At 70.2% G+C, this 26,790-nt stretch carries 24 protein-coding genes and 1 pseudogene; 8 read left to right on the top strand and 17 right to left on the bottom strand.

All coding sequences use genetic code 11. The features are described from left to right. Window positions 1-122 precede the first annotated feature (122 nt). Together OG936_RS21720 and OG936_RS21715 are read left to right on the top strand one after the other, a co-directional pair. Complete coding sequence (locus OG936_RS21720) at window positions 123-1,472, top strand: FAD-binding protein (RefSeq protein WP_406496773.1); 1,350 nt, start codon at window positions 123-125, stop codon at window positions 1,470-1,472. 203 nt (window positions 1,473-1,675) lie between these two features. Continuing rightward, window positions 1,676-2,476 carry a decaprenylphospho-beta-D-erythro-pentofuranosid-2-ulose 2-reductase gene (locus OG936_RS21715; RefSeq protein ID WP_406496772.1) on the top strand — a complete coding sequence of 267 codons (801 nt, stop codon included), beginning with the start codon at window positions 1,676-1,678 and terminating at the stop codon, window positions 2,474-2,476. 34 nt (window positions 2,477-2,510) lie between these two features. Here OG936_RS21715 and OG936_RS21710 read toward each other — a convergent pair whose 3' ends face one another. Both OG936_RS21710 and trpS read right to left on the bottom strand, forming a co-directional pair. After that, window positions 2,511-3,101: a 2'-5' RNA ligase family protein gene (locus OG936_RS21710; RefSeq protein ID WP_266748068.1), complete on the bottom strand. Its 591-nt coding sequence runs from the start codon at window positions 3,099-3,101 to the stop codon at window positions 2,511-2,513. A 160-nt stretch (window positions 3,102-3,261) separates the two neighbouring features. Next, the gene (trpS, locus tag OG936_RS21705; protein ID WP_406496770.1) at window positions 3,262-4,275 is read right to left on the bottom strand and encodes a tryptophan--tRNA ligase; all 1,014 of its coding nucleotides are present in this window, start codon (window positions 4,273-4,275) and stop codon (window positions 3,262-3,264) included. A 240-nt stretch (window positions 4,276-4,515) separates the two neighbouring features. Between trpS and rocD the strand changes: the two genes are divergently transcribed. Then, window positions 4,516-5,721 (top strand): ornithine--oxo-acid transaminase, encoded by a 1,206-nt coding sequence (gene rocD / locus OG936_RS21700; RefSeq protein WP_406496768.1) that lies wholly within the window; start codon window positions 4,516-4,518, stop codon window positions 5,719-5,721. Window positions 5,722-5,809: 88 nt separating this feature from the next. Here rocD and OG936_RS21695 read toward each other — a convergent pair whose 3' ends face one another. Continuing rightward, window positions 5,810-7,012: a glutathionylspermidine synthase family protein gene (locus tag OG936_RS21695; protein ID WP_406496767.1), complete on the bottom strand. Its 1,203-nt coding sequence runs from the start codon at window positions 7,010-7,012 to the stop codon at window positions 5,810-5,812. Between the two features lie 7 nt (window positions 7,013-7,019). After that, window positions 7,020-7,295, bottom strand: a complete 276-nt coding sequence (locus OG936_RS21690; RefSeq protein WP_406496766.1) for a hypothetical protein — start codon at window positions 7,293-7,295, stop codon at window positions 7,020-7,022. A gap of 127 nt (window positions 7,296-7,422) precedes the next feature. Between OG936_RS21690 and OG936_RS21685 the strand changes: the two genes are divergently transcribed. Continuing rightward, window positions 7,423-8,286 carry a hypothetical protein gene (locus OG936_RS21685; RefSeq protein WP_406500545.1) on the top strand — a complete coding sequence of 288 codons (864 nt, stop codon included), beginning with the start codon at window positions 7,423-7,425 and terminating at the stop codon, window positions 8,284-8,286. A gap of 203 nt (window positions 8,287-8,489) precedes the next feature. On the opposite strand, the gene OG936_RS21680 is transcribed toward OG936_RS21685, so the two are convergent. Then, window positions 8,490-9,152: a class I SAM-dependent methyltransferase gene (locus OG936_RS21680; protein ID WP_406496764.1), complete on the bottom strand. Its 663-nt coding sequence runs from the start codon at window positions 9,150-9,152 to the stop codon at window positions 8,490-8,492. 240 nt (window positions 9,153-9,392) lie between these two features. Beyond that, entirely contained in the window at window positions 9,393-10,796 is a 1,404-nt protein-coding gene (locus OG936_RS21675) for a PLP-dependent aminotransferase family protein (RefSeq protein ID WP_406496762.1), read from the bottom strand. A gap of 47 nt (window positions 10,797-10,843) precedes the next feature. Here OG936_RS21675 and OG936_RS21670 point away from each other — a divergent pair, with 47 nt between their 5' ends. Then, window positions 10,844-11,356: a carboxymuconolactone decarboxylase family protein gene (locus OG936_RS21670; RefSeq protein ID WP_266748061.1), complete on the top strand. Its 513-nt coding sequence runs from the start codon at window positions 10,844-10,846 to the stop codon at window positions 11,354-11,356. A gap of 146 nt (window positions 11,357-11,502) precedes the next feature. Here OG936_RS21670 and OG936_RS21665 read toward each other — a convergent pair whose 3' ends face one another. Genes OG936_RS21665 through OG936_RS21650 form a run of 4 tightly spaced genes read right to left on the bottom strand, consistent with a single transcriptional unit; the run spans window position 11,503 to window position 15,760 of the window. Beyond that, window positions 11,503-12,396: a serine/arginine repetitive matrix protein 2 gene (locus OG936_RS21665; protein ID WP_406496760.1), complete on the bottom strand. Its 894-nt coding sequence runs from the start codon at window positions 12,394-12,396 to the stop codon at window positions 11,503-11,505. Between the two features lie 3 nt (window positions 12,397-12,399). After that, entirely contained in the window at window positions 12,400-12,774 is a 375-nt protein-coding gene (locus OG936_RS21660; RefSeq protein ID WP_406496758.1) for a hypothetical protein, read from the bottom strand. A gap of 2 nt (window positions 12,775-12,776) precedes the next feature. Beyond that, the gene (locus tag OG936_RS21655; RefSeq protein WP_406496757.1) at window positions 12,777-14,441 is read right to left on the bottom strand and encodes a hypothetical protein; all 1,665 of its coding nucleotides are present in this window, start codon (window positions 14,439-14,441) and stop codon (window positions 12,777-12,779) included. A gap of 38 nt (window positions 14,442-14,479) precedes the next feature. Further along, window positions 14,480-15,760 carry an RNA-guided endonuclease InsQ/TnpB family protein gene (locus OG936_RS21650; protein WP_406496755.1) on the bottom strand — a complete coding sequence of 427 codons (1,281 nt, stop codon included), beginning with the start codon at window positions 15,758-15,760 and terminating at the stop codon, window positions 14,480-14,482. Window positions 15,761-15,783: 23 nt separating this feature from the next. Between OG936_RS21650 and tnpA the strand changes: the two are divergent. Further along, window positions 15,784-16,211: pseudogene (gene tnpA, locus OG936_RS21645) on the top strand (IS200/IS605 family transposase). A 446-nt stretch (window positions 16,212-16,657) separates the two neighbouring features. Here tnpA and OG936_RS21640 read toward each other — a convergent pair. The 4 genes from OG936_RS21640 to OG936_RS21625 all read right to left on the bottom strand — a co-directional run bounded on the left by OG936_RS21640 (window position 16,658) and on the right by OG936_RS21625 (window position 20,537). Further along, window positions 16,658-17,647: a malate dehydrogenase gene (locus OG936_RS21640; protein WP_406496754.1), complete on the bottom strand. Its 990-nt coding sequence runs from the start codon at window positions 17,645-17,647 to the stop codon at window positions 16,658-16,660. 345 nt (window positions 17,648-17,992) lie between these two features. Then, window positions 17,993-18,460 carry a helix-turn-helix domain-containing protein gene (locus OG936_RS21635; protein ID WP_406496752.1) on the bottom strand — a complete coding sequence of 156 codons (468 nt, stop codon included), beginning with the start codon at window positions 18,458-18,460 and terminating at the stop codon, window positions 17,993-17,995. Window positions 18,461-18,885: 425 nt separating this feature from the next. Continuing rightward, window positions 18,886-19,644, bottom strand: a complete 759-nt coding sequence (locus tag OG936_RS21630; RefSeq protein ID WP_406496750.1) for a DUF3017 domain-containing protein — start codon at window positions 19,642-19,644, stop codon at window positions 18,886-18,888. Window positions 19,645-19,673: 29 nt separating this feature from the next. Next, window positions 19,674-20,537, bottom strand: a complete 864-nt coding sequence (locus tag OG936_RS21625; RefSeq protein WP_266905678.1) for a bifunctional methylenetetrahydrofolate dehydrogenase/methenyltetrahydrofolate cyclohydrolase — start codon at window positions 20,535-20,537, stop codon at window positions 19,674-19,676. 225 nt (window positions 20,538-20,762) lie between these two features. On the opposite strand from OG936_RS21625, the gene OG936_RS21620 reads away from it, so the two are divergent. Continuing rightward, window positions 20,763-21,536: an RDD family protein gene (locus OG936_RS21620; RefSeq protein WP_406496748.1), complete on the top strand. Its 774-nt coding sequence runs from the start codon at window positions 20,763-20,765 to the stop codon at window positions 21,534-21,536. A gap of 116 nt (window positions 21,537-21,652) precedes the next feature. Here the strand turns inward: OG936_RS21620 and purH are convergent, their stop codons facing one another. Then, window positions 21,653-23,206, bottom strand: a complete 1,554-nt coding sequence (purH, locus tag OG936_RS21615) for a bifunctional phosphoribosylaminoimidazolecarboxamide formyltransferase/IMP cyclohydrolase (protein ID WP_406496746.1) — start codon at window positions 23,204-23,206, stop codon at window positions 21,653-21,655. Beyond that, on the bottom strand, window positions 23,193-23,849 hold the full coding sequence (purN, locus tag OG936_RS21610) for a phosphoribosylglycinamide formyltransferase (protein WP_406496744.1): 657 nt from the start codon (window positions 23,847-23,849) through the stop codon (window positions 23,193-23,195). Before purN ends, purH begins: the two co-directional genes overlap by 14 nt. Window positions 23,850-24,223: 374 nt before the next feature. On the opposite strand from purN, the gene OG936_RS21605 reads away from it, so the two are divergent. Then, complete coding sequence (locus tag OG936_RS21605; RefSeq protein WP_406496743.1) at window positions 24,224-25,138, top strand: hypothetical protein; 915 nt, start codon at window positions 24,224-24,226, stop codon at window positions 25,136-25,138. 13 nt (window positions 25,139-25,151) lie between these two features. Here OG936_RS21605 and OG936_RS21600 read toward each other — a convergent pair whose 3' ends face one another. Next, the gene (locus OG936_RS21600; RefSeq protein WP_406496741.1) at window positions 25,152-26,771 is read right to left on the bottom strand and encodes a DUF6350 family protein; all 1,620 of its coding nucleotides are present in this window, start codon (window positions 26,769-26,771) and stop codon (window positions 25,152-25,154) included. Between the last annotated feature and the right edge of the window lie 19 nt (window positions 26,772-26,790).

Raw genomic sequence — 26,790 nt, 5'->3', positions numbered from 1 at the left:
GGGCGCGGAAATCCGGAGGTTCGTTCACCGCCGTACGGGCCGACACTCCCTCAGTCACCCATACCGGTGAGTGTTGTAACAAATCCCTCGAAAGGGTTTTCTCGGGCGATACGGTCACCGTCATGTCTGTCGACACCGTGTCCCTGACCGGCTGGGGCCGTACCGCTCCGACGGCCGCCCTGCGCTTTCGCCCCCGTACCTACGAGGAGGCGGCGGCCACGGTACGCGGCTGCGGGCCCCGTGGCTCCATCGCCCGGGGCCTCGGCCGGGCTCACGGCGACGCAGCGCAGAACGCGGGCGGTTCCGTCCTCGACATGACCGCGCTGAACCGGATCCGCACCATCGACGCCGGGGCGGGCCTGGCGGTCTGCGACGCCGGGGTCAGCCTGCACCGGCTGATGGAAGTCCTGCTGCCGCTCGGCTGGTTCGTCCCCGTCACGCCGGCCACCCGCCAGGTCACCGTGGGCGGCGCGATCGGCGCCGACGTCCACGGCCGCAACCATCACCTCTCCGGCTCCTTCTCGCGGCACGTCCGGGAGCTGGAGCTGCTGACCGCCGACGGCGAGATCCGTACGGTCCGGCCCGGCACCGACCTCTTCGACGCGACCACGGGCGGGCTGGGCCTGACGGGCGTGATCCTCTCGGCCACGCTGCGGCTCCACCGCGTCACCAGCTCATGGATGTCGGTCGACACCGAACGGGCCGTCGATCTGGACGACCTGCTGGCCAGGCTCTCCGCCGGGGACCACCGCTACCGCTACTCGGCCGCCTGGGTCGATCTGCTCGCCCGCGGCCGTGCGACGGGGCGCTCCGTCCTCACCCGGGGGGAGCACGTACCCCGGTACGCGCTCCCGCTCCGCGCCCGGCGCGCAGCGCTCGCGTTCCGCCCTGGACAGTTGCCGGCGGCACCCGGCCTCGTACCGGAGGGGCTGCTCGGCCGCACGTCCGTGGCCCTCCTCAACGAGTTCCGGTACCGCAGCGCCCCCGCGTACCGCATCGGCGAACTCCGGAGACTGTCCACGTTCTTCCACCCCCTGGACGGCCTGCCGCACTGGAACCGGATCCGTGGCCGAGCCGGATTCGTGCGGTATCAGTTCGTCGTCGGGCACGGCCAGGAGGAGGCGCTGCGCCGGATCGTGCGCCGCCTCTCGCAGCGACGCTGCCCGTCGTTCCTCGCCGTCCTCAAGCGGTTCGGCGCCGGGGATGCGGGCTGGCTGTCGTTCCCGATGCCCGGCTGGACGCTCGCGCTCGGTCTGCCCGCCGCGCTGCCCGGTCTGGCCGGGTTCCTGGATTCGCTGGACGAGGAGGTGGCGGAGGCGGGGGGCCGGGTCTGCCTGGCGAAGGACTCCCGGCTGCGGCCTCAGATGCTGGCCGCGATGTATCCGCGGCTGGCCGACTTCCGGTCACTGCGCGCCGAGTTGGACCCGAACGGAGCGTTCCGCTCGGACCTGTCACGCCGCTTGGCGCTGTGACGGCGGTGCCGCCGCTGTGATCACCAGGACGGCTGCGGCCACGGTGACCGCTGCTGCTGCGACTACTGCGGCCTTCCGGCGTCTCCTGCCGCCTTCCGCCGTCTCCTGCCGTCTCCTGCCGTCTTCTGCCGTCTTCTGCCGTCTCCCACCGCCTCCCGCCGTCTTCTGCCCTCCTGTTCCCCTCGTCTGCAAGGAGCGTTCCCGTGAAGGACGCCTTCGGTGCCCCGCAGTCCCTGCTCGTTCTCGGTGGCACGTCCCGGATCGCGCTCGCCACCGCACGCCGGCTGATCGCCCGCCGGACCCGTACGGTCTGGCTGGCCGGCCGTCCCTCCCCCGCCCTCGACTCGGCCGCAGCCGAACTGCGCGCCCGGGGCGCCGACGTCCGTACGGTCGACTTCGACGCCCTCGACTCCGCATCCCACGAGACCACCCTCGGCAAGATCTTCACCGAGGGCGACATCGACATGGTGCTCCTCGCCTTCGGTATCGCGGGCGACCAGGAGCGTGACGAGGAAGAGCCGCTCTCCGCGGTCCGGGTCGCGCAGACCAACTACACGGGGGCCGTCTCCGCCGGGCTGGTGTGCGCCGGCGCGCTCCAGGCGCAGGGGCACGGCTCGCTGGTGGTGCTGTCCTCGGTGGCCGGCGAACGCGTCCGCCGGGCCGACTTCATCTACGGCTCCAGCAAGGCGGGCCTGGACGCGTTCACGCAGGGCCTGGGGGACGCGCTGCGGGGCACGGGAGTGCATGTGATGGTCGTACGTCCCGGAGTCGTACGGCCGAAAACGGCGGTCCGCCCCGCGACGCTGCGGGTCACCGCGGCACGGTTCGCCGCTGCACCGCTGGAGGCATCGCCCCTCGTCACGACCCCCGACGAGGTCGCGGCAGCGATCGTGACGGGACTGCGGCGGCGTTCGGAGACGGTGTGGGTGCCGGGGGCACTAAGGGTGGTGATGTCGGCACTGCGGCATGTGCCACGCCCGCTGTTCCGGCGGCTGCCGGTCTGAGCGGGCGGCGGCCGGGGCGCTCAGGGGTGCGCGCTCAGGGTTGCAGGGAGGGCTTGTCCACGGAAGAGCCGCCCTGCGCGGGCACGGCGGGCGCGTCGTCCCCGGCGCGGAACGGGAACTCGTTGATCTTGCGCCAGACGCTGTCCCGGCCCTGCTCGTACAGCGCGAAGGAACCGCAGGTCCAGGCGGCCTCGTAGTCGGCGAGCTCCTCGTACGCCCGGTCCATCGCCTGCTCGGGGATGTCGTGCGCCACGGTGACGTGCGGGTGGTACGGGAACTGGAGCTCGCGCACCAGCGGCCCGGAGGTGTCCCTGACCCGCTTCTGCAGCCACATGCAGGCCGAGGCCCCTTCGACGACCTGGACGAAGACGACCGGCGAGAGGGGACGGAAGGTCCCCGTGCCGGACAGCCGCATCGGGAAGGGGCGGCCGCCCGTCGCGATCTGGGCGAGATGCGCCTCGATCGCGGGCAGGTCGGCCGCCGCGGCCTCGGTCGGCGGGAGGAGCGTGACGTGGGTGGGAATGCCGTACGCGGCGGGGTCCCCGAAGCTCGCGCGCCGCTCCTGGAGCAGGCTGCCGTAGGGCTCCGGGACCGCGATCGAAACGCCGAGCGTTACGGTCCCCACGTCGTTCTCCTCAATCCTCGATGTCGATGGTCCCCGGTGGTCGATGACCCGGGGGCCGATGGTCCTCGATGATCGATGGCCTGTTTTCAGCCATCTATCGGATCAACTTCCCGTCGCCAGTGTGACGCCTGCGACCGCGAAACCGCCAGGGTCCTTGGACTCAGTGCTTCGCGGGCAGAAAGCCCATCCGGTCGTACGTCCGGGCCAGGGTCTCGGCCGCGACGGAGCGGGCCTTCTCCGCGCCCTTGGCCAGGATCGAGTCCAGGGTCTCCGGGTCGTCCAGGTATTCCTGGGTGCGGGTGCGGAACGGTGTGACGAACTCGACCACGACCTCGGCGAGGTCGGTCTTGAGCGCACCGTAGCCCTTGCCCTCGTACTTCTGCTCCAGATCCGCGATACCGGTGCCGGTGAGTGTGGAGTAGATGGTCAGCAGGTTGCTGACGCCGGGCTTCTCGGCCCGGTCGAAGCGGATGACCGTGTCGGTGTCGGTGACCGCGCTCTTCACCTTCTTGGCGGTGGTCTTCGGCTCGTCGAGAAGGTTGATCAGGCCCTTCGGGGTGGCCGCCGACTTGCTCATCTTCGCCGACGGGTCCTGAAGGTCGTAGATCTTCGCCGTCTCCTTGAGGATGTACGGGTCCGGCACGGTGAACGTGTCGCCGTAGCTGCCGTTGAACCGCTCCGCCAGGTTACGGGTCAGCTCCAGGTGCTGGCGCTGGTCCTCGCCGACCGGGACCTGGTCGGCCTGGTACAGCAGGATGTCGGCGACCATCAGCATCGGGTACGTGAACAGACCGACCGTGGTGCGGTCGGCGCCCTGCTTGGCGGACTTGTCCTTGAACTGCGTCATCCGGGACGCCTCGCCGAAGCCGGTGAGGCAGTTCATGACCCAGCCGAGCTGGGCGTGCTCGGGAACGTGGCTCTGGACGAAGAGCGTGCAGCGCTCCGGGTCGAGACCGGCGGCGAGGAGCTGGGCGCCGGCGAGCCGGGTGTTCGCGCGCAGCTCCGCGGGGTCCTGCGGAATGGTGATCGCATGCAGGTCCACGACCATGTAGAAGGCGTCGTGGGTTTCCTGCAGCGCCACCCACTGGCGGACCGCACCGAGGTAGTTGCCGAGGTGGAACGAGCCTGCGGTGGGCTGGATTCCGGAGAGCACGCGGGGGCGTTCAGAGGCCATGTGCCCCATTGTCTCAGGTACGGAACCGATCTCCGGCAGCCGGTGGTGAAGGGATGGGCGAGGGGTGGGGACAGCCGCCGGAGCCGTACCGGCAGTGGCAGGAACCGCACCAGCGGTGGACAAAGCCGTACCGGCGGTGGACGGGCGCGCCGTGATGTGAAGGTTTCCTCGCCACGGTTCCGACCGACGATACAAAGTGGGCACCATCCCCGCCCACGCCGCACGATGAACGGAGATCCCGTGTCGACCACGGAAACTGCCATCGCCTCCGCCGAGGCGCACAGCGCGCACAACTACCATCCGCTGCCCGTCGTCGTCGCCTCGGCGGACGGAGCCTGGATGACCGATGTCGAGGGTCGGCGCTATCTCGACATGCTCGCCGGATACTCGGCGCTCAATTTCGGCCACAGCAACCAGCGCCTGCTCGACGCGGCCAGGGCCCAGCTGGAGCGGGTGACCCTCACCTCGCGCGCCTTCTATCACGACCGGTTCGCCGATTTCTGTACCCAGCTCGCCGAGCTGTGCGGCATGGAGACGGTGCTGCCGATGAACACCGGCGCGGAGGCCGTGGAGACCGCGGTGAAGACCGCCCGCAAGTGGGGCTACCGGGTGAAGGGCGTCCCGGACGGCATGGCGAAGATCATTGTCGCTTCGAACAACTTCCACGGCCGGACGACGACGATCATCAGCTTCTCCACGGACCCGGAGGCGCGGGAGGACTTCGGCCCGTACACGCCGGGGTTCCAGATCGTGCCGTACGGGGATCTGACCGCGCTCGCGGAGGCGATGACCGAGAACACCGTGGCGGTGCTGCTGGAGCCGATCCAGGGCGAGGCGGGGGTGCTGGTGCCGCCGCCCGGCTATCTCCCCCGGGTGCGCGAGCTCACCCGGGAGCGGAACGTGCTGTTCATCGCGGACGAGATCCAGTCGGGCCTGGGCCGGACCGGGAAGACCTTCGCCTGTGAGCACGAGGGTGTCGTGCCGGACATGTATGTGCTCGGCAAGGCGCTGGGCGGTGGTGTGGTGCCGGTGTCAGCGGTCGTCTCCTCGCAGGACGTGCTCGGGGTGTACCGGCCCGGTGAGCACGGTTCGACGTTCGGCGGGAATCCCCTCGCGTGCGCGGTCGCGCTGGAGGTCATCGCAATGCTCCGTACCGGCGAATTCCAGCAGCGGGCGACCGAGCTGGGCGAACACCTCCACCAGGAGCTGGGGCTGCTGCTGAGCGGGGGTGCGGTGACGGAGGTACGGGGACGTGGGCTGTGGGCGGGCGTCGACATCGCGCCGAACCACGGCACCGGCCGGGAGATCTCCGAGAAGCTGATGGACCGCCGGGTGCTGGTCAAGGACACCCATGGCTCGACGATCCGGATCGCCCCGCCACTGGTGATCAGCAAGGAGGACCTGGACTGGGGGCTGGAGCAGCTCCGCGGCGTCCTGCGCGGCTGAGCCCTGGGCCCGGGCCGCCGGGCCGGGAACCAGTGCCCCCTCCCGGCAAGCTTTGCCCCCTCCCGGCAAGCTTTGCCCCGTCGCGGCACTAGAGGATGACGTGGGGCAGGAAGCGGGCGTACTCGTCCGTGACCAGCCCCGCCGATTCCCGGATGCCGAGCCCGGCCGCCTCGTCCTGGACGACCCACGCCCCCAGCACCACCCGGTTGCCGTCGAAGTCCGGCAGGGCCGCGAGTTCCTGATAGCAGCACGGCTCGTCCCGCAGCACGGCGGGGCTTCCCGGCTCATGGATCGTGACTCCGGCCCCCTCCCGGCCGAGCAGCGGCTTGGCGACATAGCCCGCGCCCTCCCCCGCACCCGCACCCGTCGCCGCGAGTTCGCGGGGGCCGTCGAGGTAGGCGGGGAGCAGATTCGGGTGGCCGGGGTAGAGCTCCCAGAGGATCGCCAGGAGCGCCTTGTTGGAGAGGAGCATCTTCCAGGCGGGCTCGATCCAGCAGGTGGTGCCGGTGCCGCCGCCGTTGTCGAGGGTGTCCAGTACGTGCGGACCGAACCGGTCGGTCGCCAGCCATTCCCACGGGTAGAGCTTGAAGCAGCTGCGGATGAAGCGGAGCCGCTCGTCCACGAACCGCCCGGCCAGCCGGTCCCAGCCGATCTGCTCGACGGAGAGCGCCTCCGTGTCGATGCCGGCCTGTTCGGCGGTCTCCCGCAGATAGGCGACGGTCATCAGGTCCTCGCCCAGCTCGTCCCCGTCGGAGTGCGCGAAGTGCAGCGGTCCCGGCGGCAGCAGGGCGGCCTGGCGCCGCCACGCCGCGACGAGACGTTCGTGCAGGGAGTTCCACTGGTCGGCGCCCGGGAAGCGGTCTTCCATCCAGAACCACTGGGCGCTCGCGGCCTCCACCAGGGAGGTGGGGGTGTCCGCGTTGTACTCCAGCATCTTCGCCGGGCCGGTTCCGTCGTAGCGGAGGTCGAACCTGCCGTACAGGGACGGCAGTTCGCCCCGGCGTTGCCAGGACTGGGCGATCAGCGCGGCCAGCCGGGGGTCGGTGACGCCGAGTTCGGCGAAGCGCTCCCGCTCCACGATGTGCGCGGCCGCGGCCAGGCACATGGTGTGCAGTTCCTCGACGACGTCCTCCAGCGCCTCGACCTCGGGCAGCGAGAAGACGTAATACGCACTCTCGTCCCAGTAGGGACGCAGGGACCCGTCGGGGTAGCGGGTGAGCGGGTAGACGAGCCCCTGCTCCTCCACCGTCCGCTGCCAGTCGGGACGTGGTCGCGTGGTGTGGCGTTCCATGCCGGGTTCAGCCGCCGCCGGTGCCCGAGCAGCCGAAGCCGCCGCGGTCGACGGCGGACTTGTTGAAGCTGCCGCCCTGCACCTTGCCGTTCTTGCTGCTGCCGCCGTAGTAGTACGAGCCCTTGCCGCTGCCGTTCTTGCACTCGTAACTCGGCAGCTTGTTCTGGGTCAGCGGGTCGACACACCGCTTGTCCGGTTCCGCGCCGCAGGAGGTGATCATCGCCGCGAGCACCCCCATGCCCCCGAGCACCACCGTGCTCGACCTCAGCCTTCGTGTGGCCATGTTTCCGTCTCCCCCGTCGTACGAATCAAGCCAGTACGGCTACTTGTCAGATTAATGGCCTGCTGGTTTCGGCGGGAAGCGGGTCCACCGAACGTCCGCGAGTAGAGTCCTTGATGTGCTCCTCGGGATGATCTGCGCGCTCGGCGCCGCTGTCTGCTTCGGTACGGCCTCCGTACTCCAGGCGGTCGCCTCGCGGGCCGCCGCCGAGCCGGGGTCGGGCGCGGGGGTCGATCCCGCGCTGCTGCTGCGCGCGCTGCGCCAGTGGCGCTACGTAGCCGGACTCGCCCTCGACGGCTGCGGTTTCGTGCTCCAGATCGTCGCCCTGCGGTCCCTGCCGATCTACGTCGTGGGCGCCGCCCTGGCGGCGAGTCTCGCGGTGACGGCGGTGGTCGCCGCCCGGCTTCTCGGCGTGCGGCTGAGCGGCGTCGAGTGGACCGCGGTCGGGGTCGTCTGCGCGGGCCTGGGCATGCTGGGGCTCGCCTCCGGCGGCGAGGGCCACGCGGCCGGTCCACCGGCCCTGAGCTGGTGGATGCTGGGGATCTCGCTGGGCATTCTGCTGATCGGCGCGGGAGCCGGACGCCTCCCGGACAAGCCGCGGGCGCTCGTCCTGGGGCTCGGCGCGGGGTGCGGGTTCGGGGTGGTGGAGGTCGCCGTCCGGCTGATCGACAACCTGTCCCCGACGGCGCTGCTCGCCAACCCCGCGGTGTACGCGCTGCTGCTGGGCGGCGGTTCGGCGTTCCTGCTGCTCACCTCGGCGCTGCAGCGCGGTTCGGTGACGACGGCGACGGCCGGCATGGTGATCGGCGAGACGATCGGCCCGGCGCTGGTGGGCGTCATCTGGCTCGGAGACCGTACGCGTGCCGGCCTCGGCGGACTGGCGGTCGCCGGTTTCGTGGTGGCGGTGGCGGGTGCGCTGGCCCTGGCCCGGTTCGGCGAGGCCCCGGCGGACGCCGCCGAACCGGACAGGCCGACGGTCCCGCAAAGTCCGTGATGTCCGGGGCGCGGCAAGCACTGCACAGAAGAGAAGATCGCCCAGCTCGACGCCCGACAGGAGCGCAGGCATTTTGGGTGTTCCTCGGGGTGCCCTCGTTCGACCAGATCGGAGCTCGAACGGGCGGTGAGCCCTGATCACGAATCGACGCCCGGAGCCTGGCGGACCTCCGTCCGACAAGCTGGATGCGCTCATGTGTTCGCTCAGGCAGCCTCTGCCTGGCCTTTACGGGCGAGCAGTTGAATCTCCTGGAACTGCCGCCGGTCGGTGGGCTGAGGCTCGCGAACCATCCGGGCCACCTCGGCCAACCCGGACGTGCGCAGCATCGCGGCGAGGTGATCAGGCCACCACCGATAGGCCGGCACGACTGCGTGATCGAAGACCTGCGTCGGGTGAGACGGATCACCGCTTGCCGAAAAGCCGACCAAAAGGTGACCGCCAGGTGCCAGCACGCGGTGGAACTCCGCCAGGATGACGGGGAGTTCCTGCGGCGGAGTGTGGATGATGGACCAACGTGAGAGCACGCCGCCCAGCACGCCGTCAGCGATGTCCGACGCGGCCATCGAGCCCACGTCGAACCGCAGGCCCGGATAGGCCTGTCGAGCCAACTCGATCATCGCAGGAGAGGCGTCGACGCCAAACGCCGCCAGCCCCAACTCATCCAGATAAGCAGTGATATGACCAGGCCCGCACCCCAGGTCCGCGACCTGACCGTTCCCACTCGCACTTACGACTTCGGCGAAGGCACCCAAGATCGCGCGGTCCAGGGGACTGTCACGCAGCGTGTCGCGGAACAGTTGCGCATAGGTGGGGGCAGCAGCGTCATAAGCCTCGCGGGTGGCACTGAGGGCATCGTGTTCGACCATGCTCGCGACACTAGTCCCCGGCCCCGAGGCGAGCCGAGAGAATCACGGTCTTCCCTCCCGCCACGCCCGTTCGCCCGGGCTGTCGCCGGTTCGGAGAAGCTGGACGTTCATGGCGCCCCGCGCTTCGTGCTCAATTTCCTGCGCGCGGGCGCAATCAGCCCCTACTGGCTGGGACTGCACGCCCCTTGAGTCGGGGGCGTCGGCCCATCACCTTCGGGTCTTCCGCGTTTCCGACCGGCCTCATGACAGCACTCGCAACAGCGCCTCCAGCGCGCCCGCCCAAGCACTGTCGGTCGGCGTCCCGTAGCCGATGACCAGCGCGTCGCGCACCGGCGCCGCGTCCGGGTGCCGGAAGCGCGAGAAGCCCTCCAGTGCCAGCCCCTGCCAGGCGGCCGCCCGCAGTACCGACGCCTCGCTGCCCTCCGGGAGTTCGAGGACGGCATGCAGCCCGGCGGCGATACCGCTGATCCGGACACCGGGGGCCTGATCCGCCAGCGCCGCGACGAGCTGGTCGCGACGCCGGCGGTAGCGCAGTCGCATCGAGCGCACATGACGGTCGTACGCGCCCGACTCGATGAACTCCGCGAGCGTCAGCTGTTCCAGCGCACTCGACGACCAGTCGCTCAGCCCCTTCGCCTCGGCCACCTCCCCCACCAGGCTCTCCGGCAGCACCATCCACCCCAGCCGCAGTCCCGGCGCCAGCGACTTGCTCGTCGTCCCCAGGTGCACGACGTGTTCGGGGTCGAGTCCCTGGAGCGCGCCGACCGGCTGCCGGTCGTAGCGGAATTCGCCGTCGTAGTCGTCCTCCAGGATCAGCCCGCCCGTACCGCGCGCCCAGTCGACCGCCGCGGCCCGCCGGTCGGGATGGAGCGGCACCCCCGTCGGGAACTGGTGCGCGGGCGTCATCAGGGCCGCGCCCACCCCGCGCAGCCCGGCCAGTTCGCCCGTCCGGGCCCCGAGTCCGTCGACCGGCAGACAGGGCATGCGCAGCCCCGCGTCCGCGAGCAGCCGCCAGTGCACGTCCAGTCCGTACGACTCGACGGCCACCTCCCGCACCCGCCGCTCGCGCAGCACCACCCCCATCAGCTTCAGTGCCTGCACGAAACCGGCGCAGATCACGATGCGCTCCGGTTCCGCGTACACACCACGGGCGCGGGCCAGGTAGTCGGCGAGTACGGTGCGCAGCTCGATGCGCCCGCGCGGATCCCCGTACCCGAAGGCGTCGTTGGGCGCTGCGGTCAGGGCGCGGCGGGCCGCCTTGAGCCAGTCGGCGCGCGGGAACGTCGAGAGGTCGGGCGATCCCGGCAGCAGGTTGTGGGCGGGCCGGGAGTGCACCGGCCGGGACCGCGCCGCCCTCCTGGCCGCCGGGCGCGGCTCGGCCCGCTGCGCCACTCTGGTCCCCGAACCCTGCCGGGCGGTGAGCCAGCCCTCGGCGACCAGCTCCGCGTACGCGTCGGCGACGGTGTTCCGGGCGACGCCGAGGTCGGCGGCGAGGCTGCGGGAGGACGGCAGCCGGGTGCCGGGCGCCAGCCGCCCCGTCCGTACCGCCTCGCGCAGCGCGTCCATCAGCCCGGCCCGCAGCCCTGCCGAGCCGGTCGTTTCGAGATGTAGGTCGGCTCCGAAAGTGGCCCAGGAATCCGTCATGTAAATGGACCATACCGATGCGCCACCCGCGCCGTAACGTCGTACCCATGACGACCAACGAACACAGCCATCCGACGTCCGAACTCAACCCCGAGCACACGCCTCGTACCCGCTGGGCCGAGCTCGCCCCCGATGTCTACAAGGCCATGGTCCGGCTGGACGCGGCATCCCGCAGGGGCCTCGATCCGGTCGTCGGGGAGCTGGTGAAGATCCGCTCCTCGCAGCTCAACCACTGCGCGTTCTGCCTCGACATGCACACCAAGGACGCGCTCGCGGCGGGCGAGTCCATCGAGCGGATCGTCCAGCTCAGCGCGTGGGAGGAGTCGCGGCACTTCTACACGCCGAAGGAGATCGCGGCCATCGAGCTGACCGAGGCCGTGACCGTGCTGACCGACGGTTTCGTGCCGGACGAGGTGTGGGAGAAGGCCGCCAAGCACTTCGACGAGACCGAGCTCGCCCACCTCGTCGCCGCGATCACGACGATCAACGCGTGGAACCGGTTCGCCGTGACCACCCGCATGGTCCCCGGCCACTACAAGCCGGGCGACATCAAGCACTGACCGGGCACGCCCACCCCGTTGTCGAGCGCGCGTCTTCGGGCGCCACCCGGATCGCCTTCGGCCCCGGACAACATCGGCAGGCCGCGTGCAGCCGTGTGCGAGATCGCCGACCGGCTGCACGCGGGCCGACGAAACAGCCCCTGCGCTCAGAACGGATCGTTGTACGGATCAAAGTGCGCCACTGCCACGGCGAGATTCTCCTCCTGGTCCGGCCATTCGTCGGCGGGCCCAGCGACCAGGACCGCGTAGAGCCGTTCGTCCGAGGCGGTGAAGACGCGCTCGACGACCTGGCGTCGGCCTCCGGCGTCCGCACTGTCGTACGCGTACACGAGCTCGGCGGCGTCCCCCGCCCCCTCGCCGTCCACCGGTCCGACACGGACCTCCTCATAAGCCTCGCTGTGCACGCGGCGGTCGTCGGACGCCACACGGACCGCTTCCTCGGCTGTCATGTTCTTCTCCGTGACCCGGAAGATCTGGACCAGTCGGGTCCCGTCGGACGACGTGTAGAAGACTCCCTCCCGTTTCTGGCTGCGCTCCCACCCCTCAGGGACGGCGATGGCGAAACCTTCCGTGTCGTCCGACAGCCGATAGCCGGGCGGCAACTCGGCCGAAGCCGAGTCATCGGGAACGGCCTCGCCGGTCGCCGCGCCGGTGGTTCCCTCCTCCGAAGCCGGGAGCCCCCCGTCCTCGCTGTCCTCCGTCGCACCGTCGGCCGGGGTGCTGACCGATGGCTGCTCGGCACGCTCGTGCCCGTCACCCCCGCCACGGACCTGGAACCAGACCGCGGTGGCGCCCGCCGCCAGCACCGCGACGGTGACAGCCGCACCCAGTGGTGTGATCCGCTCCCGGAACCGCCGTACGTCCGTCCTCACCACGCCGACGCCGGTCGGGTCGATCGCCGTGGGCGGGACCGGTGGCGGCGCGGGCACCACCGGCGGCGAGGAGGGCAACGGCGGAGGTGGCGGTGTGTACGGGGCACGGCTGTCGCCGGCTTCCCAGCTCTGCGTCTCGTCGTCCCAGCGCACTCCGCCCCCGGTCATCGCTCAGCCTCCCAGCAGTGCGGCGACGGCCTGGCCCACCGCGACGCCCGAGGCAAGTGTCGAGGTGAGCGCTCCGGCCGCCGTGAGCGCCTCCTGCAGCCGGGCGAGCCGGCCGGGCGCGGCAGTTCCTGTGGTCTCGATCTCGTCCGTGACCGAGACCAGTTCGGCGTCGAGGATCTCCGTGGTGTCCGAAGCGACGAATCGTCCCAGGTCGGCGCGGAGATCCTGGACGGCGCGCAGCAGTTCGGCGTGGGTGTCGCCAGGCTCTGCGGCGTGATGGTGGTGCTGCGCGACCGTGTTGTCGTTGCCGATGGCAAAAGCACTGTTGGTCACCGACCCCAGATGCACTGCGGGCTGCTGCCCGTCGGGCGCTCCCATGATCACTTGCCTCCCGTGTTCGGTGTCCAATTCGCCTTCGCTCCCGGCGTCGGGCCGGACTCCGCGTTCCTGTGCGTGTTCGTCACCGTGTTCCGGTCACCGATACCGATCGCGCTGTCGTGCGCCGATTCGATAAAGACCCCGCCCGCGCCGACGTTCACGATCTTCTGCTCGAACTCGTCGGTCTGCCAGCCCGCTTCGTGGAGCGCCAGACGTACGCCGTTGGCCACCCGGTCCTGAATGCTCTTCAAGTACCGGTTGACATCCATGTCCTGGAAGAGCGAGGCCTCCTGGTCGGATCCCAGCTCCCGGACGGATGCTTGGGGCCCGTCCGGGAGAGCCCCGCCGTTTCCGGCCGTGAGGATCGTCCACCCGCTGACGGCGCCGCGCGCGAGCGTGCCGATCGCCCGCCCGAACGAGCCCGGGGTCCGGGTCAGCGCCCAGACGGCTTTCCCGAGCCAGTTGTTGTTGCGGTGCCGGTGGGCGATCCGGTCGGCCTCCTGGAACAACGCCCGTACAGGCATCAGCACATGGGGGGCGACTTCCAGCATCAGCATCCCGCCTTGGGTGTGGACCCGTACGAAGACGGTGACGACGACCTGCTCGTTCCAGCCGCCGACCCGGATGCGCAGGAAGTGCCTACGGCTCTCCCCGCCCTCTTCGACGGAGCCCAGCCGATGACGGTCGAACCCTTCCGGACTGTACGGCGTGTCCTCGCGCCTGGGCATTCCGGCGACCGGCAGGAAGACGCACTCATCGATCTGCAGCTCCCGCAACCGGTCCCGCACCGCAGCCGCGGCCTCTTTGGACCCGTGCGGGGACGGCACCCGCAGCGCCTCCAGCAGGGGCACGACGCGTCGGAGGACCTGCGCGTTGTCGATCGGCTCCGTCGGACGGTCCTTGCTCGGCCGGAGTTCGACGGCGAGATTCCAGGGGCTGTACGGAAGACCGGCGCCGCAGAACGGGTTCCCGGTGCTGTACATGATCAGAGGGGCGTGCTGTTCGGCCCTGATGCGGTACTGGAGGCGGCGGAAACGTACGCCCTCGGCCCGCTCGGCCGGGTCAGCAGCGACATCCGAGAAGTTCTTCCTGGCCAGTTCACCGTTCATGACCCGCGCGAACTGACCACGCTGGACCGCAACCAATACCGTGAGCAGCGCAAACAACACCATCGCTCCCCATGCCGCCCCGGAGCCCGCCCCGCCGGCGAAGGGCTGGCTGAGCGGGATGACACTGGCAGTCCAGGAGTCCTGAGAGGGTTCGAAGGCGAAGGCCGAGCTGTCTGACGGATCGCCCGTTTCTCCGCCGGAGAACGCGCTGTAGACCAACCCGGCCAGGCCAACGGTCAGCAGGATCCGTCCGTACCATCGCAGAATGAAGCCCCCGGCCTGCCTGAAGAACGGAGGCCGCGCTGCGGTGCCTCGGGCCCATGAGGCCAGCGCCAGGTAGATGCTCGCCCCCAGCAGAATCGCGAACAGGCCATGGGTGAGCACAACAGCCAGGATCCAGAGGGCCACGGTACCCGCCGCCCAGCCGAGCTCGGCGCGGCGGGCCCGCAGGGCGTGGGCCAGCACCCGTGCCGCGTCGAAGCCGAGCGCCGGGGCAGCGAGGCGTTCCTCCTGGACATAGAGCTGGTCGACGACAGCGTTACGGTAGCCGTCGTCCATTTGAAGTGCTCTCCCGGCTGAAGCCGGGAGATTCCTGCTTACCTTGCGGTAGCGGGCTTGACGCGCTGCGCGCGCCTGACGACTGCCCTCCCGGCAGCCGGGATGAGCGCGAGGCCCATCCGGTACAGGTGCAAGACGTTGTGGGCTGCGTTGTGGTCGGCGTTGCCCGACCAGCCGCAGTCCGGGTTCTTACACACGAACACGGCCTGGCTCTCCCGGCTGCCGGGCGTGGTGATGCCGCACGCCGAGCAGCGTTGGGAAGTTCCGGGGGCGGGGACCTTGTGCAGGGTGCCCCCCAGCCTGGCGGTCTTGTACGTCAGCATGGTGACCGTCCGGCCCCACGCCTCCCCGCTGATGGAGCGGTTCAGCCCAGATTTCTGGGCGACGTTCTTCCCCGGCTCTTCGATGGTTCCTCTGGCGGATTTGACCATGTTCGTGATGGTGAGTGCTTCGACCACGACCGTGCCGTAGGTGCGGGCGATGGCGGTGGTCGTCCGGTGCTGCCAGTCCAGGGCCCGGCGCTTGGCTTTCGCGCGGAGTCCTGCGATCTGGTCGTAGGTGCGGTGCAGTCGGCGGCTGGTGCGCTCGCCGGGCTTGCGGTGCTGCTTACGCCGGGCGGCGCGCTGATCCAGATGCAGGAGCTTGGCCTTCTCCTTCTCCGTCAGCCACTCGCCGTGCTCATACGTCTGCCCGTCCGACAGGGCGATGGGCACGTTGACGCCCACGTCGATGCCGACTTCCGGCCCCTGGTGGGGCTCGGGCCCGGCCTCCAAGGTCTGGACACGGAAGGTGATGTGCCAGCCGAGCACATCCTTGACCAGCCGGGCCCCGGTGATCCGGTTCTCCGTGGTGGCGTGCTTGCCCACGGGCAGGTCCTTGGTCCAGCGGAAGCGGACCCGGCCCACCTTGGGAAGGCTGACCTGCCCCCACCGGCGATGCACGCGGGTGATGTTCAGGTCGCGGCCCTGCGGGATGTCCACGGACATCACCGTGCGAAGACGGCCCTTGAAGTTCGGGGCGTCGGCGCGGCCCTCCCAGCAGTTCTTCCACGCCCGGACATACGTCTTGAGCACCGCTTGCGCGGCCTGCGCGGGAAGGACGGCCAGGAAGTCGATGTCCTCGCGGGCCTGCCGGATCGCGGCATCCGCGTTGGCGAGAGTCCGCTTCTCCTTCGGCATCATCTGCCACCAGGCGTGCAGCAGGTTCCACAGGGTGCGGGCCGCGTGCGCCTGGTCATCGGTCTTCAACACTTCGGCGTGCGACAGTGCAAGCCGGGCACGGTGCCCGAACTGCCGCTTCACCAGGGTGTCTTGACTCACGATCGAAAACCTAACATTGGTTTATGTCGCCACGCTGGAACCCAAATCCCGATGTCAGAACCGGTCGCCATGTTGTCTACAACCTGCACGTTCACTTGGTTTTGTTACGAAGTACCGGCGGAACGCGTTCACCGACGCCATGCTGACCCGCACCGAGGAGATCATGCGGGACGTCTGCGCCGACTTCGAGGCCGAACTGAAGCAGTTCAACGGAGAACAGGACCACGTCCACCTGCTCGTGCACTACCCGCCGAAAGTCCAGCTCTCCAAGCTGGTCAACTCCCTCAAGGGCGTCAGCTCCCGGCGGCTCCGCCAGGAGTACACCACGCATGTCCGCCGGCACCTGTGGGACGGACACTTCTGGTCCGGCTCCTACTTCGCAGGATCATGCGGCGGGGCACCCCTGACCGTCGTCAAGCAGTACATCGAAAACCAGCAGCGCCCCGCCTGACCGTCACCCCGGAGACGAAGAGCACTCCGGCACTCCGCGCCTCCGAGCCAAAGATGGCCTTCACCCCCGACCTGAAGGGCGGAACACTGGCCAAGATCAGAGGTAGACACCGGCGCAGAGGAGCCTGCACGCTTCGCTCACGGCGGGATGCACGGGCGGTTTCCCCAGCAGGTCGTTCTGGCCCCATGGCTGTTGCCGAGGCACGGCGCTCTGGGTCACCGGTTTCCCTTCGGTCGATCAACTCAGCTGTTCCACCAGTGAGTCGGGATGGAAGGTGAGTAGGTTAGACCGGTTCAGCGGTGCCGTGTAGACGAAAGCACGCCATTGATTCCCCATGTGGAGTACGCCGTTCACACGTACGTCAACAGTGCACCCAGTACGGCAAATAACAACGAAGCGCTCCCGGCAGCACGTGCTGCCGGGAGCGCTTCGTCGAGCAGGAACGATCAGATCAGGCCGAGCTCGCGGACCGCGTCGCGCTCCTCGATGAGCTCCTGCACCGACGCGTCGATGCGCGTACGGGAGAACTCGTTGATGTCCAGGCCCTGGACGATCTCGTACTTGCCGTCCTTCGTGGTGACCGGGAAGGACGAGATGATGCCCTCGGGCACGCCGTAGGAACCGTCCGACGGGATACCCATGGAGGTCCAGTCGCCGGCGGCGGTGCCGTTGACCCAGGTGTGGATGTGGTCGATGGCGGCGTTGGCGGCGGAGGCGGCGGAGGACGCGCCACGGGCCTCGATGATCGCGGCGCCGCGCTTGGCGACGGTCGGGATGAAGGTGTCGGCCAGCCACGCCTCGTCGTTGACGAGCTCGGCGGCGCTCTTGCCGGCGACCTCCGCGTGGAAGATGTCCGGGTACTGGGTCGCCGAGTGGTTGCCCCAGATCGTCAGCTTCTTGATGTCGGAGACGGCGGCACCGGTCTTGGCGGCCAGCTGCGAGATCGCGCGGTTGTGGTCGAGGCGGGTCATCGCGGTGAAGCGCTCGGCCGGTACGTCCGGGGCGGCGGCCTGCGCGATGAGCGCGTTGGTGTTGGCCGGGTTGCCGACGACGAGGACCTTGATGTCGTCCGCGGCGTTGTCGTTGATCGCCTTGCCCTGCGGCTTGAAGATGCCGCCGTTGGCGGAGAGCAGGTCGCCGCGCTCCATGCCCTTCGTACGCGGGCGCGCGCCGACCAGCAGGGCGACGTTGGCGCCGGCGAAGCCGACGTTGGCGTCGTCGGTGATCTCGATGTTGCGCAGCAGCGGGAACGCACAGTCGTCGAGCTCCATCGCGGTGCCTTCGGCGGCCTTGAGACCCTGCGGGATCTCCAGGAGACGCAGGTTGACCGGCACATCCGGGCCGAGCAGGTGGCCGGAGGCGATGCGGAAGAGCAGCGCGTAGCCGATCTGACCGGCTGCGCCGGTGACGGTGACATTCACGGGAGTGCGGGTCATGGCGATCTCCGTTAGACAGCTGGCGGTGGGGGCTCCTGGCCCCTGGTGCTGGACATCTCTGAATCTTGATGTGAAGAGATATCCAGCGATCAGGCTATCCGACCCGGATCCTCCCAACGGCCCGGCCCCCTGTGGCACCGCACACAATCCGTCACACAGCGCTCACTCGGCCGAATCACGTCACCCGGGAGGCGGTGGCGCGGCGACGGAGCGTTTGCACCGTTGCAAGGTGGTTGGAGCGCTTACTCCGCTGCCCGGTGGTGAGGGATGTGCACCACGTCGGGCCGGGGCGAGGCGTGTGCACCACATCGGGCCGGGGCGAGGCGTCCTGCCATCGCGCCGTCATCACCGCCCCGCTCCGGCCAGCAACGCCGCTCCGGCCAGCACCAGCAACGTGCCGACCGCGCCCGCGAGGAGCACGGCCAGCCGTCTGCCACCACCGACCGGGCCGCCCGGTCGCGGTGGCTGCTGCGGCACCAGCGGGAGCGCGGCACGCGCCCGGGAGATCCTGGCCGGCTCCACGGTCACGTCCGGGCCCGTCTCGGAACGGCTCCAGGCCCGCTCCGCCAGCTCCCACATGGTCGTCAGGTGTGCCTGGTCGGTGCCGGTCGCCTCGGCGAGAGCGACGATCGCCCCCCTGGGCGCGAGCAGCCGCCCGCTCAGATACCGCTCCCACGACGTCCTGCTGTAGCCCGTGCGGTCGGCCACCACGGCGATGCTCAGCCCCCTGCAGTCGACGAGCCTGCGCAGCTGGCCGGCGAACTCCCTCACCTGCGGATCGAGTTCGTCCGACAGCGCCTTCCAACGAGGCATCGCTTCCCCTTGCCTGGATCCGGTACGTCATTCCGTGTTCCGTTCCGAACTACCCAGGAGCCTGCGCGAACGCCGGCCGGCCGTTCCTGAATACGGGGCGCACGGGGGCGTTCGGGTCCACACGCGCGTCTCCGCGCGCCCCCGGTCGACGGTGAGAGGTGAGCGCGCCACCGTTGCAATTGCGATCACATCGTTGCAGAAGCGATCACGCCGTGGCGGAATGGTCACCTCCGTGCCACAGGCCACAGGGTTCCCTTGTACCGGTCTTCGCCGTCCACAAGGCTGAACGCAGGACGAGGGCAAGGCCGCTCACCTCGCAATATTCCGGAGCGGCTACGTTCCGGCGGCCCCGTCCCCGGGTGTCCGTCCCTTTTCGGGGGAGGGGACGGACACCCTCCGTCGACGGCGCGGCCCTGCGGGCGGCCTCAGCGGATCGTGAAGTGGACCGCGTCCTCCAGGAACGGAATGTCCAGCCACGGCTTGGGCTGCGCCACCAGCGCGAGCACCACGATGAGGAAGCCGAGCAGTCCGTACGTCACCAGGTCGGTGAAGCGGGAACGGACCGCCAGCATGCCCACCGACGGGACGACGATCCGCAGCACGGCGCCCCCGATGAGGGCCACGCCGATCAGCATCGTGCCGATCCTGAATGCCTCGGCGAACGGGTCGACGGCCACGATCAGCAGCCCGATCCCGGCCGTGCAGAGCACGGCGAGCAGCGGCCACTGCCGGGCCGGGGCGGGCGCGCTCCCGGACGCGGCCCGGCCACCGCCCTCGGGGCGCGCGGTGTCCCGGGTGAACAACGGGAACCTCCGCGACGGGCGTGCGGCCGGGGCACCCTCGGGGGCACTTCCGGGACCAGCGTCCGCGGCACCGGTGTCATCACCGGCAGCCGCTTCCACCTCGCCACGGTCCGCTGCGGTCTCGTTCACCGCGGTCTCGTCCGCCGCGGTCTCGTTCACCGCAGTCTCGTTCACCGCAGTCTCGTCCACCGCAGTCACGTCCACCGCAGCCTCGTTCACCGCGGCCTCGTCCGCCGCACCGTGACCGTCATCGGCTCCCGCTCCTGCTCCGGCCGACCCCGCCCCCGTGTCCGTGTCCGTGTCCGTTTGCACCTCCGACGGCACCGGAGGCGTCCGGTCCGCCGCGGCGGCCGGGTCGGCCGGACTCGTACCAGCACCCATGAGGTTCCTTCCGGATCGGGTCGGCCGGCTCAGACGGCGTCGGCCGCGTTGCGCTCGGCCGCCTCGACCACGTTGACGAGCAGCTGGGCGCGGGTCATCGGGCCGACACCACCCGGGTTCGGGGAGATCCACGCGGCGACCTCGGCGACGCCCGGGTGGACGTCCCCGACGATCTTGCCGTTCTCGTCCCGGCTGACGCCCACGTCGAGCACGGCCGCGCCCGGCTTCACGTCCTCGGGCTTGATGATGTGCGGCACTCCGGCGGCGGCGACGATGATGTCGGCCTGCTTGAGCTGGGCGGAGAGGTCACGCGTACCGGTGTGGCACTGGGTGACGGTGGCGTTCTCGGACTTACGGGTCAGCAGCAGCGGGATCGAGCGGCCGATGGTGACGCCGCGGCCGACGACCACGACATGCGCGCCGTTGATCTCCACGTCGTGGTGGCGCAGCAGCTGGACGACGCCCTGCGGGGTGCAGGGCAGCGGTCCGGTCTCGTTGAGCACGAGCCGGCCGAGGTTCATCGGGTGCAGGCCGTCGGCGTCCTTGGCCGGATCCATCAGTTCCAGGACGCGGTTGGTGTCGATCCCCTTGGGGAGGGGAAGCTGCACGATGTAGCCCGTGCACTCAGGGTTGTCGTTGAGCTCCCGTACGACGTCCTCGATCTCCTCCTGGGTGGCGGTGTCGGGGAGTTCGCGCTGGATGGAGCCGATGCCGACCTGCGCGCAGTCGCGGTGCTTGCCGTTCACGTACCACCGGCTGCCCGGGTCGTCCCCGACGAGCAGGGTTCCCAGGCCAGGCGTGATGCCCTGCGCCTTGAGGGCCGCCACGCGGACGGTGAGATCGGACTTGATCGCGGCTGCGGTGGCCTTGCCATCGAGAATCTGGGCAGTCATGTCCCCATACTCGCGGATGACCCCGCCCGCATACCAATTGCGGGTGCCGGGGGCGGTGCGAGGTTGCACTTGAGCAACAAGCAACTGCCGCGACTAGACAAACTTACATTTCATTTATGACGATTGTCGCCGCAGTGCCGCAGAAGTACCGGGGGGCGGACCACTGACCTTTCTTTCCTCCGTGCGGCCGCATCGTCCCCGCACGCACGTTGGAGGAACGCCCAGATGAGTTTCGGCGACCCGAACCCGAATCCGAACAACCCATACGGCCAGCAGCCGAACCAGCCGCCGCAGGGCCAGCCCGGTTACGGCTACCCGCAGCAGGCCCCGCAGGGCGTGCCGCCGCAGGGTCAGCCGGGCTACGGCTACCCGCAGCAGCCGGGCCAGGCCCCGTACGGTGCGCCTCCGCAGTACCCGGGCCAGCAGCCGGGCGGCACCCTCCAGGCCAACAACGGCTACATCAACGTCGCGGGCCTCGGCACCGTCGAACTTGCCACGATGGGGCGTCGCCTGGGCGCGCGTGCACTGGACGCCGTCGCGTACGGCATCCTCTACGTGATCTTCTCGGCGATCGGCGTCGCGAGCCTCGTGGGCGCCTCGAAGTCCATCGAAGACTGCAGCAGCAGCGAGTACGGCACCGCTGCCTACAACCAGTGCATGAACGACGCGACCGACGCCAGCGTCGGCATACTCGCAGGCTTCCTCGGCTTCATCGCCGTGTTCGCGCTGATCGCGCTGCTCTACGAATGGCTGATGGTCTCCATCTGGGGCGCCACGTTCGGCAAGATGGTCCTCAACGTCAAGGTCGTCAAGGAGAGCACCGGCCAGGCCCCCGGTCTGGGTGCGGGCTTCATCCGCTGGATCATCCCGATGGTCGGCTCGCTCTTCTGCGGTCTCGGCGCGCTGCTGGTCTACCTCTCCCCCTTCTTCGACAACTCGGGCAAGCTCCAGGGCTGGCACGACCGCGCGGGCAGCACGATCGTCATCAAGACGAAGTGAACATGTTGAAGGTTTAACCACCCTCAGCGCCTTGCGAAGGCCGCCAATTCCCCACGTTCCGTTCCGGGGAATTGACGGCCTTCCGTCTTACCCGGACTGCCCGGGTGCAACTCGTATCAGTGGAAGAAGTGCCGCGTACCCGTGAAGTACATGGTCACGCCCGCCTTCTTCGCGGCCTCGACGACCAGTTCGTCGCGGACCGAACCGCCCGGCTGGGCCACGGCCCTGATGCCGGCCGCGGTCAGGATCTCCAGCCCGTCCGGGAACGGGAAGAACGCGTCGGACGCGGCGTACGAGCCCTGTGCACGTTCCTCGCCCGCCCGCTCGACGGCCAGCTTCGCGGAGTCGACCCGGTTGACCTGGCCCATGCCGACGCCGACCGAGGCGCCGCCCTTGGCGAGCAGGATCGCGTTGGACTTGACCGCGCGGCACGCCTTCCACGCGAAGGCGAGCTCCTTGAGCTCGTCGGCACAGAGCGCCTCACCGGTGGCCAGCGTCCAGTTGGCCGGGTCGTCGCCCTCGGCCTGAAGGCGGTCGGTCACCTGAAGGAGCGCGCCACCGTCGATCGGCTTGACCTCGACCTCGGCGGACGGGGCGTCGGCGCAGCGCAGCACGCGGATGTTCTTCTTGCGGGCGAGCACCTCGACGGCGCCGTCCTCGTACGCCGGGGCGACGATGACCTCGGTGAAGATCTCCGCGACCTGCTCGGCCATGGCCACCGTCACCGGGCGGTTGACGGCGATGACGCCACCGAACGCCGACAGCGGGTCACAGGCGTGCGCGTTGCGGTGCGCCTCGGCGACGTCGTCGGCGATCGCGATGCCGCACGGGTTGGCGTGCTTGATGATCGCGACGCACGGCTCGGCGTGGTCGTACGCGGCCCGGCGCGCGGCGTCGGTGTCCGTGTAGTTGTTGTACGACATCTCCTTGCCGTGCAGCTGCTCCGCCTCGGCCAGGCCACCGGCGCCGGAGGTGTAGAGCGCGGCGGGCTGGTGCGGGTTCTCGCCGTACCGCAGGACGTTCTTGCGCTCGTACGTGGCACCGAAGAAGTCGGGGAAGCCCGAGTCGTCGGCGGCGGCGTAGTCGTCGGCGAACCAGGACGCCACGGCCACGTCGTACGCGGCGGTGTGCTGGAACGCCTCGGCGGCCAGCCGCTTGCGGGCGGTCAGGTCGAAGCCGCCGGCCTTGACCGCGGCGAGGACGTCGGCGTACCGCTCGGGGCTGGTGACGACGGCAACGGACGGGTGGTTCTTGGCGGCGGCGCGGACCATGGACGGGCCGCCGATGTCGATCTGTTCCACGCACTCGTCGGCGGACGCGCCGGAGGCGACGGTCTCCTTGAACGGGTAGAGGTTCACGACCACCAGGTCGAACGGCTCCACGCCGAGTTCGGCGAGCTGCTCGCGGTGGGCGTCCAGGCGCAGGTCCGCGAGGATGCCGGCGTGGACGCGCGGGTGCAGCGTCTTGACGCGGCCGTCCAGGCACTCGGGGAAGCCGGTGAGCTCCTCGACCTTGGTGACCGGCACCCCGGCGGCGGCGATCCTCCCGGCGGTGGAGCCGGTGGAGACCAGCTCGACACCCGCCTCGTGCAGACCGCGGGCGAGGTCTTCGAGCCCCGTCTTGTCGTAAACACTGACCAGGGCGCGGCGGATGGGCTTATTCACCGACATGACCGAGATGAACCTTTCGTCCCTCAATGCGATAGCCGTCACGGGCGAGCCGCCCTACGGCCTCGACGAGCAGCTTGCGCTCGACTTCCTTGATGCGTTCATGGAGAGCGGCTTCGCCCTCCGTCGTGTCCTCTTCGGTCACCTCGACCACGCCCTGCGCGATGATCGGACCGGTGTCGACGCCGTCGTCGACGAAGTGGACGGTGCACCCGGTGACCTTCACGCCGTACGCAAGTGCGTCACGCACCCCATGGGCACCGGGAAAGCTGGGGAGCAGGGCGGGGTGGGTGTTGATGATCCGGCCGCCGAACCGGGCGAGGAACTCCTTGCCCACGATCTTCATGAACCCCGCGGACACCACGAGGTCCGGGCGGTGCTCGTCCGTCGCGGCCGCGAGTGCCGCATCCCATTCCTCGCGAGTGGCGTAGTCCTTGACCCGGCACACGAAGGCAGGCAGTCCGGCGCGCTCCGCCCGTTCCAGACCGACGATGCCGGAGCGGTCGGCGCCGACCGCTACGACCTGGGCACCGAAGCCCTCGGGGTCGTCGCCGATGGCATCGAGCAGGGCTTGAAGGTTCGTGCCGGAGCCGGAAACCAGGACGACCAGACGGGCCGGTGCGGGGGAAGGGGGCGGGGAGGCCACGGCTGGGCCCTTTCTCGCGTGGTGAAGCAGAGTGACGCTGATTTGTATGGTCGTACGAAAGAATCGAGCCCCGCGATACGGGGAACTCTACGAACGAGCCGACCGTCAGCAACGATACCGGCACCTCTGTGGACCCCCACGGGACGGGGGTGAGGGGCCACGGGACGGCTTCGGGGCGGTCGGGGGTCGGTGGGGGGTCGGTGGGGAATCGACCGGGGACCGGCTGCGGAACGCGTGGGAGTGTCCGGGGGCGGCTGTCGGGCGCCCGGTGCAGCCGCTCCCCGCTTTCGGCCCCTCCTGGCAGGGAGGTAGCGTCAGGGGACAGGGAACCGTCCGCAGGGCGGAAATGACGAGATGGGGAAGACGTTCACCATATGCCGGACCGACGCCGCCGCACCGCCTTCCGCCAGCCGCTGCCCGAGCGGACCTCGCTGCTGCTGCTGCGAGAGCGCCAGTCCTCTACGGGCCCTTCCTCTCCTTCCGGTTCTTCATCTTCCGGCGCTCCTTCCGATGACAACCCGTTCGCCGCGCCGCCGGCGAACCGACCCGATCAGCCCTGGCAGCCCCGCCACCCTTCGAACGCCGGGAACGGTCAGGGAGACGAAGGCCGGGACAACGGCGACGGGTCGCCGGAGGGCGGCTCCTCCGACGACCGGCCGGTCTGGGGCAGCCAGTGGAGCAACCAGCAGCCCGGTCGCCAGAGCGGCGGCTTCGGTGGTCGCCCCGGAGGCCCTGGCGGGCCGAACGGCCAGGGCGGCCCCGAGGGCAAACCCGGCGGACTGCGCTGGGATCCGACCGACCCCGCCCAGCGGCGCGCCCGCTACGCGCTGCTCTCCGGCATGTGGGCCTTCTTCTTCGCGCTCTTCGACTTCCCGGAGATCGCCCTGCTGCTCGGCGTACTCGCCGTGTACTGGTCGATCAGCTCGCTCCGGGCGAAGCCGAAGGGGGCATCCGCACCGGGCGGCGCCACCGGTGCCCCCGGGGCGGGCGCGGCGTCCAGTACGCCGGCTGCCGGTCCTCTTCAGGGTTCCGGTTCCGGGCATGTCCCCGCGGCCGGCGCGACCGGCGCACCCGCTCCGGGCTATGGCAGGCAGCAGACCACGGCCGCGGTCAGCGGGCTGGTGACGGCGCTGCTCGCGCTCTCGATCGTCGCGACGACGTTCACGGTGCAGCTGGTCTACCGCGACTACTACACCTGCGTGAACGACGCCCTGACCAAGTCCGGCCAACTGGCCTGCAACGACCAGTTGCCGAAGCCTCTGGAACCCTTCTTCGGCGTCAAGAAGTGACACCTCGCGCAATTCACGACGGTCCGGCCTCCTCGGGAGGCCGGACCGTCGTCCGTTCGTGCCAGGGACCGGTCGGCAGGAAGTCGTACGACTCGGAGTCCTCGCCCTTCCCGCCGTTCGCCGCGGCGGGCGGCCCCCCGGGGGTGCATACGGGGGTGGGCAGGGTTCCCGGCGTGGACACCGGCTCGGCCTTCTCGCCCGCTTCCCGGCGCCCGGACCGCGTCCACCACCGTCGGTCGTCGGCCGTCCGCTGAGGCACTTGCCCGGGCACCTCCGCAGGCGCCTGGGCAACGGGCGCGCCTTCCGCTGCTCCTTCCGCCGCGCCTTCCGCTGCCGTCGCCTCTGCCGCCGCCTCCTGCGCCGGGCCCCGCTCGCCGCCCCGCAGTCGCCAGGCCCGCACCAGGAGCGCGCCGGGAACGCCGAGCAGCGCCGTCCACGCCAGGGCCGCCGCACCGGTCAGCCACCACACCGGGCCGAACTCCGCCAACGACCGGGTGCCGAGCGGCCCTCCCGCAGCCGCGGCCAGCACCGCCGTACCCACCCCGCACCCCAGCGCCCCCAGCCCGGCCGTCAGCGCGGTCTCGCGCAGGCTCCACACCTCGTCCCGTCCGGCATGGGCGGGCGCGGCCCGCCGCACCGTGAACCAGGCGACCGCCACCCCGGCCGCGACCGGCACCGCCGCGGCCGCCCAGTTCGGGGCCGTCCCCGGACCCTGGCCCGGCACCGCGGCGAGCAACGGGAAGACGGGCAGCGCCGGGCGCCCCGAGAACGCGAGCGGGGTGACCGTGGACGCCGTACCGAGCGCGAAACCCGGCCCGAGCCCGAACGCGGCACCCCACACCGCCGCGTTCGGCACCAGCACCAGCGCGAGCAGTACCACCGAGACCCGGCCCGCCCAGTCGCCCGAGAGCTGGACGAACGACTGCTGAGCCGCCGGGGCATGCCAGACCAGCCCCACAGCGACGAGTAGCGCCCCTCCGCCCACCAGCACCGCCACCCCGGCCACCGCCGACCGGCACACCGTGTCGGCACGCTTCCTGAACCTGGAACGCGCCAGCTCCTCGTGCAGGCGCACCGGCGCCCAGGACGGCGGCGGCCCGATCGGGCGCCCGGATGCCGTCCAGACCCCGGCCGCCGCCGCGCCCGCCACCAAAATGGCCGCAGGGAAGAACAGCGAGGGGGCGTGCACGGTCAGCGAACCGCCCCGCGCGTAGAGCGCGACAGCTGCCCCGACCAGCAGATATCCGCCGACGACCAGGGCGAACGTGGCCGCCACCGAGGGCGCCGGACGCCCGTCGTCCTGCTCCAGGGCATCCCGGGCAGCGCGGTGCACCAGCCACACCGGTGCCACGGTGAGCAGCAGCGGGACGAGGCCCACGGGAGCGGGGGCTCCGCCGAGCGTGCCGGTCCTGATCAGTTCGGCGCCATGGGCGAGCAGCCAGAGCCCGGCCGCCGCGTGGAGGGCGCCGCCGGGGCCGTTGTCGGGGGCCGGAGAGCTGATCCACAGCACCATGACGAGCACGGTGAGGGCACCCAGCCCCAGCCCGGCCGCGAGAACCCCACGCAGGAAGGTGAAGGCCAGTACGGCGGACCGGCCCTGCTCTGCCGACAACGACGGGCTTCCTTCGGTCACTTGGGTCACCCCGTCATGC

The sequence above is a fragment of the Streptomyces sp. NBC_00846 genome, assembly GCF_045207325.1.
Lineage (GTDB): Bacteria > Actinomycetota > Actinomycetes > Streptomycetales > Streptomycetaceae > Streptomyces.
Note: the sequence above shows the minus strand (reverse complement) of the source record. Positions and strands in the feature narration are given on the sequence as shown.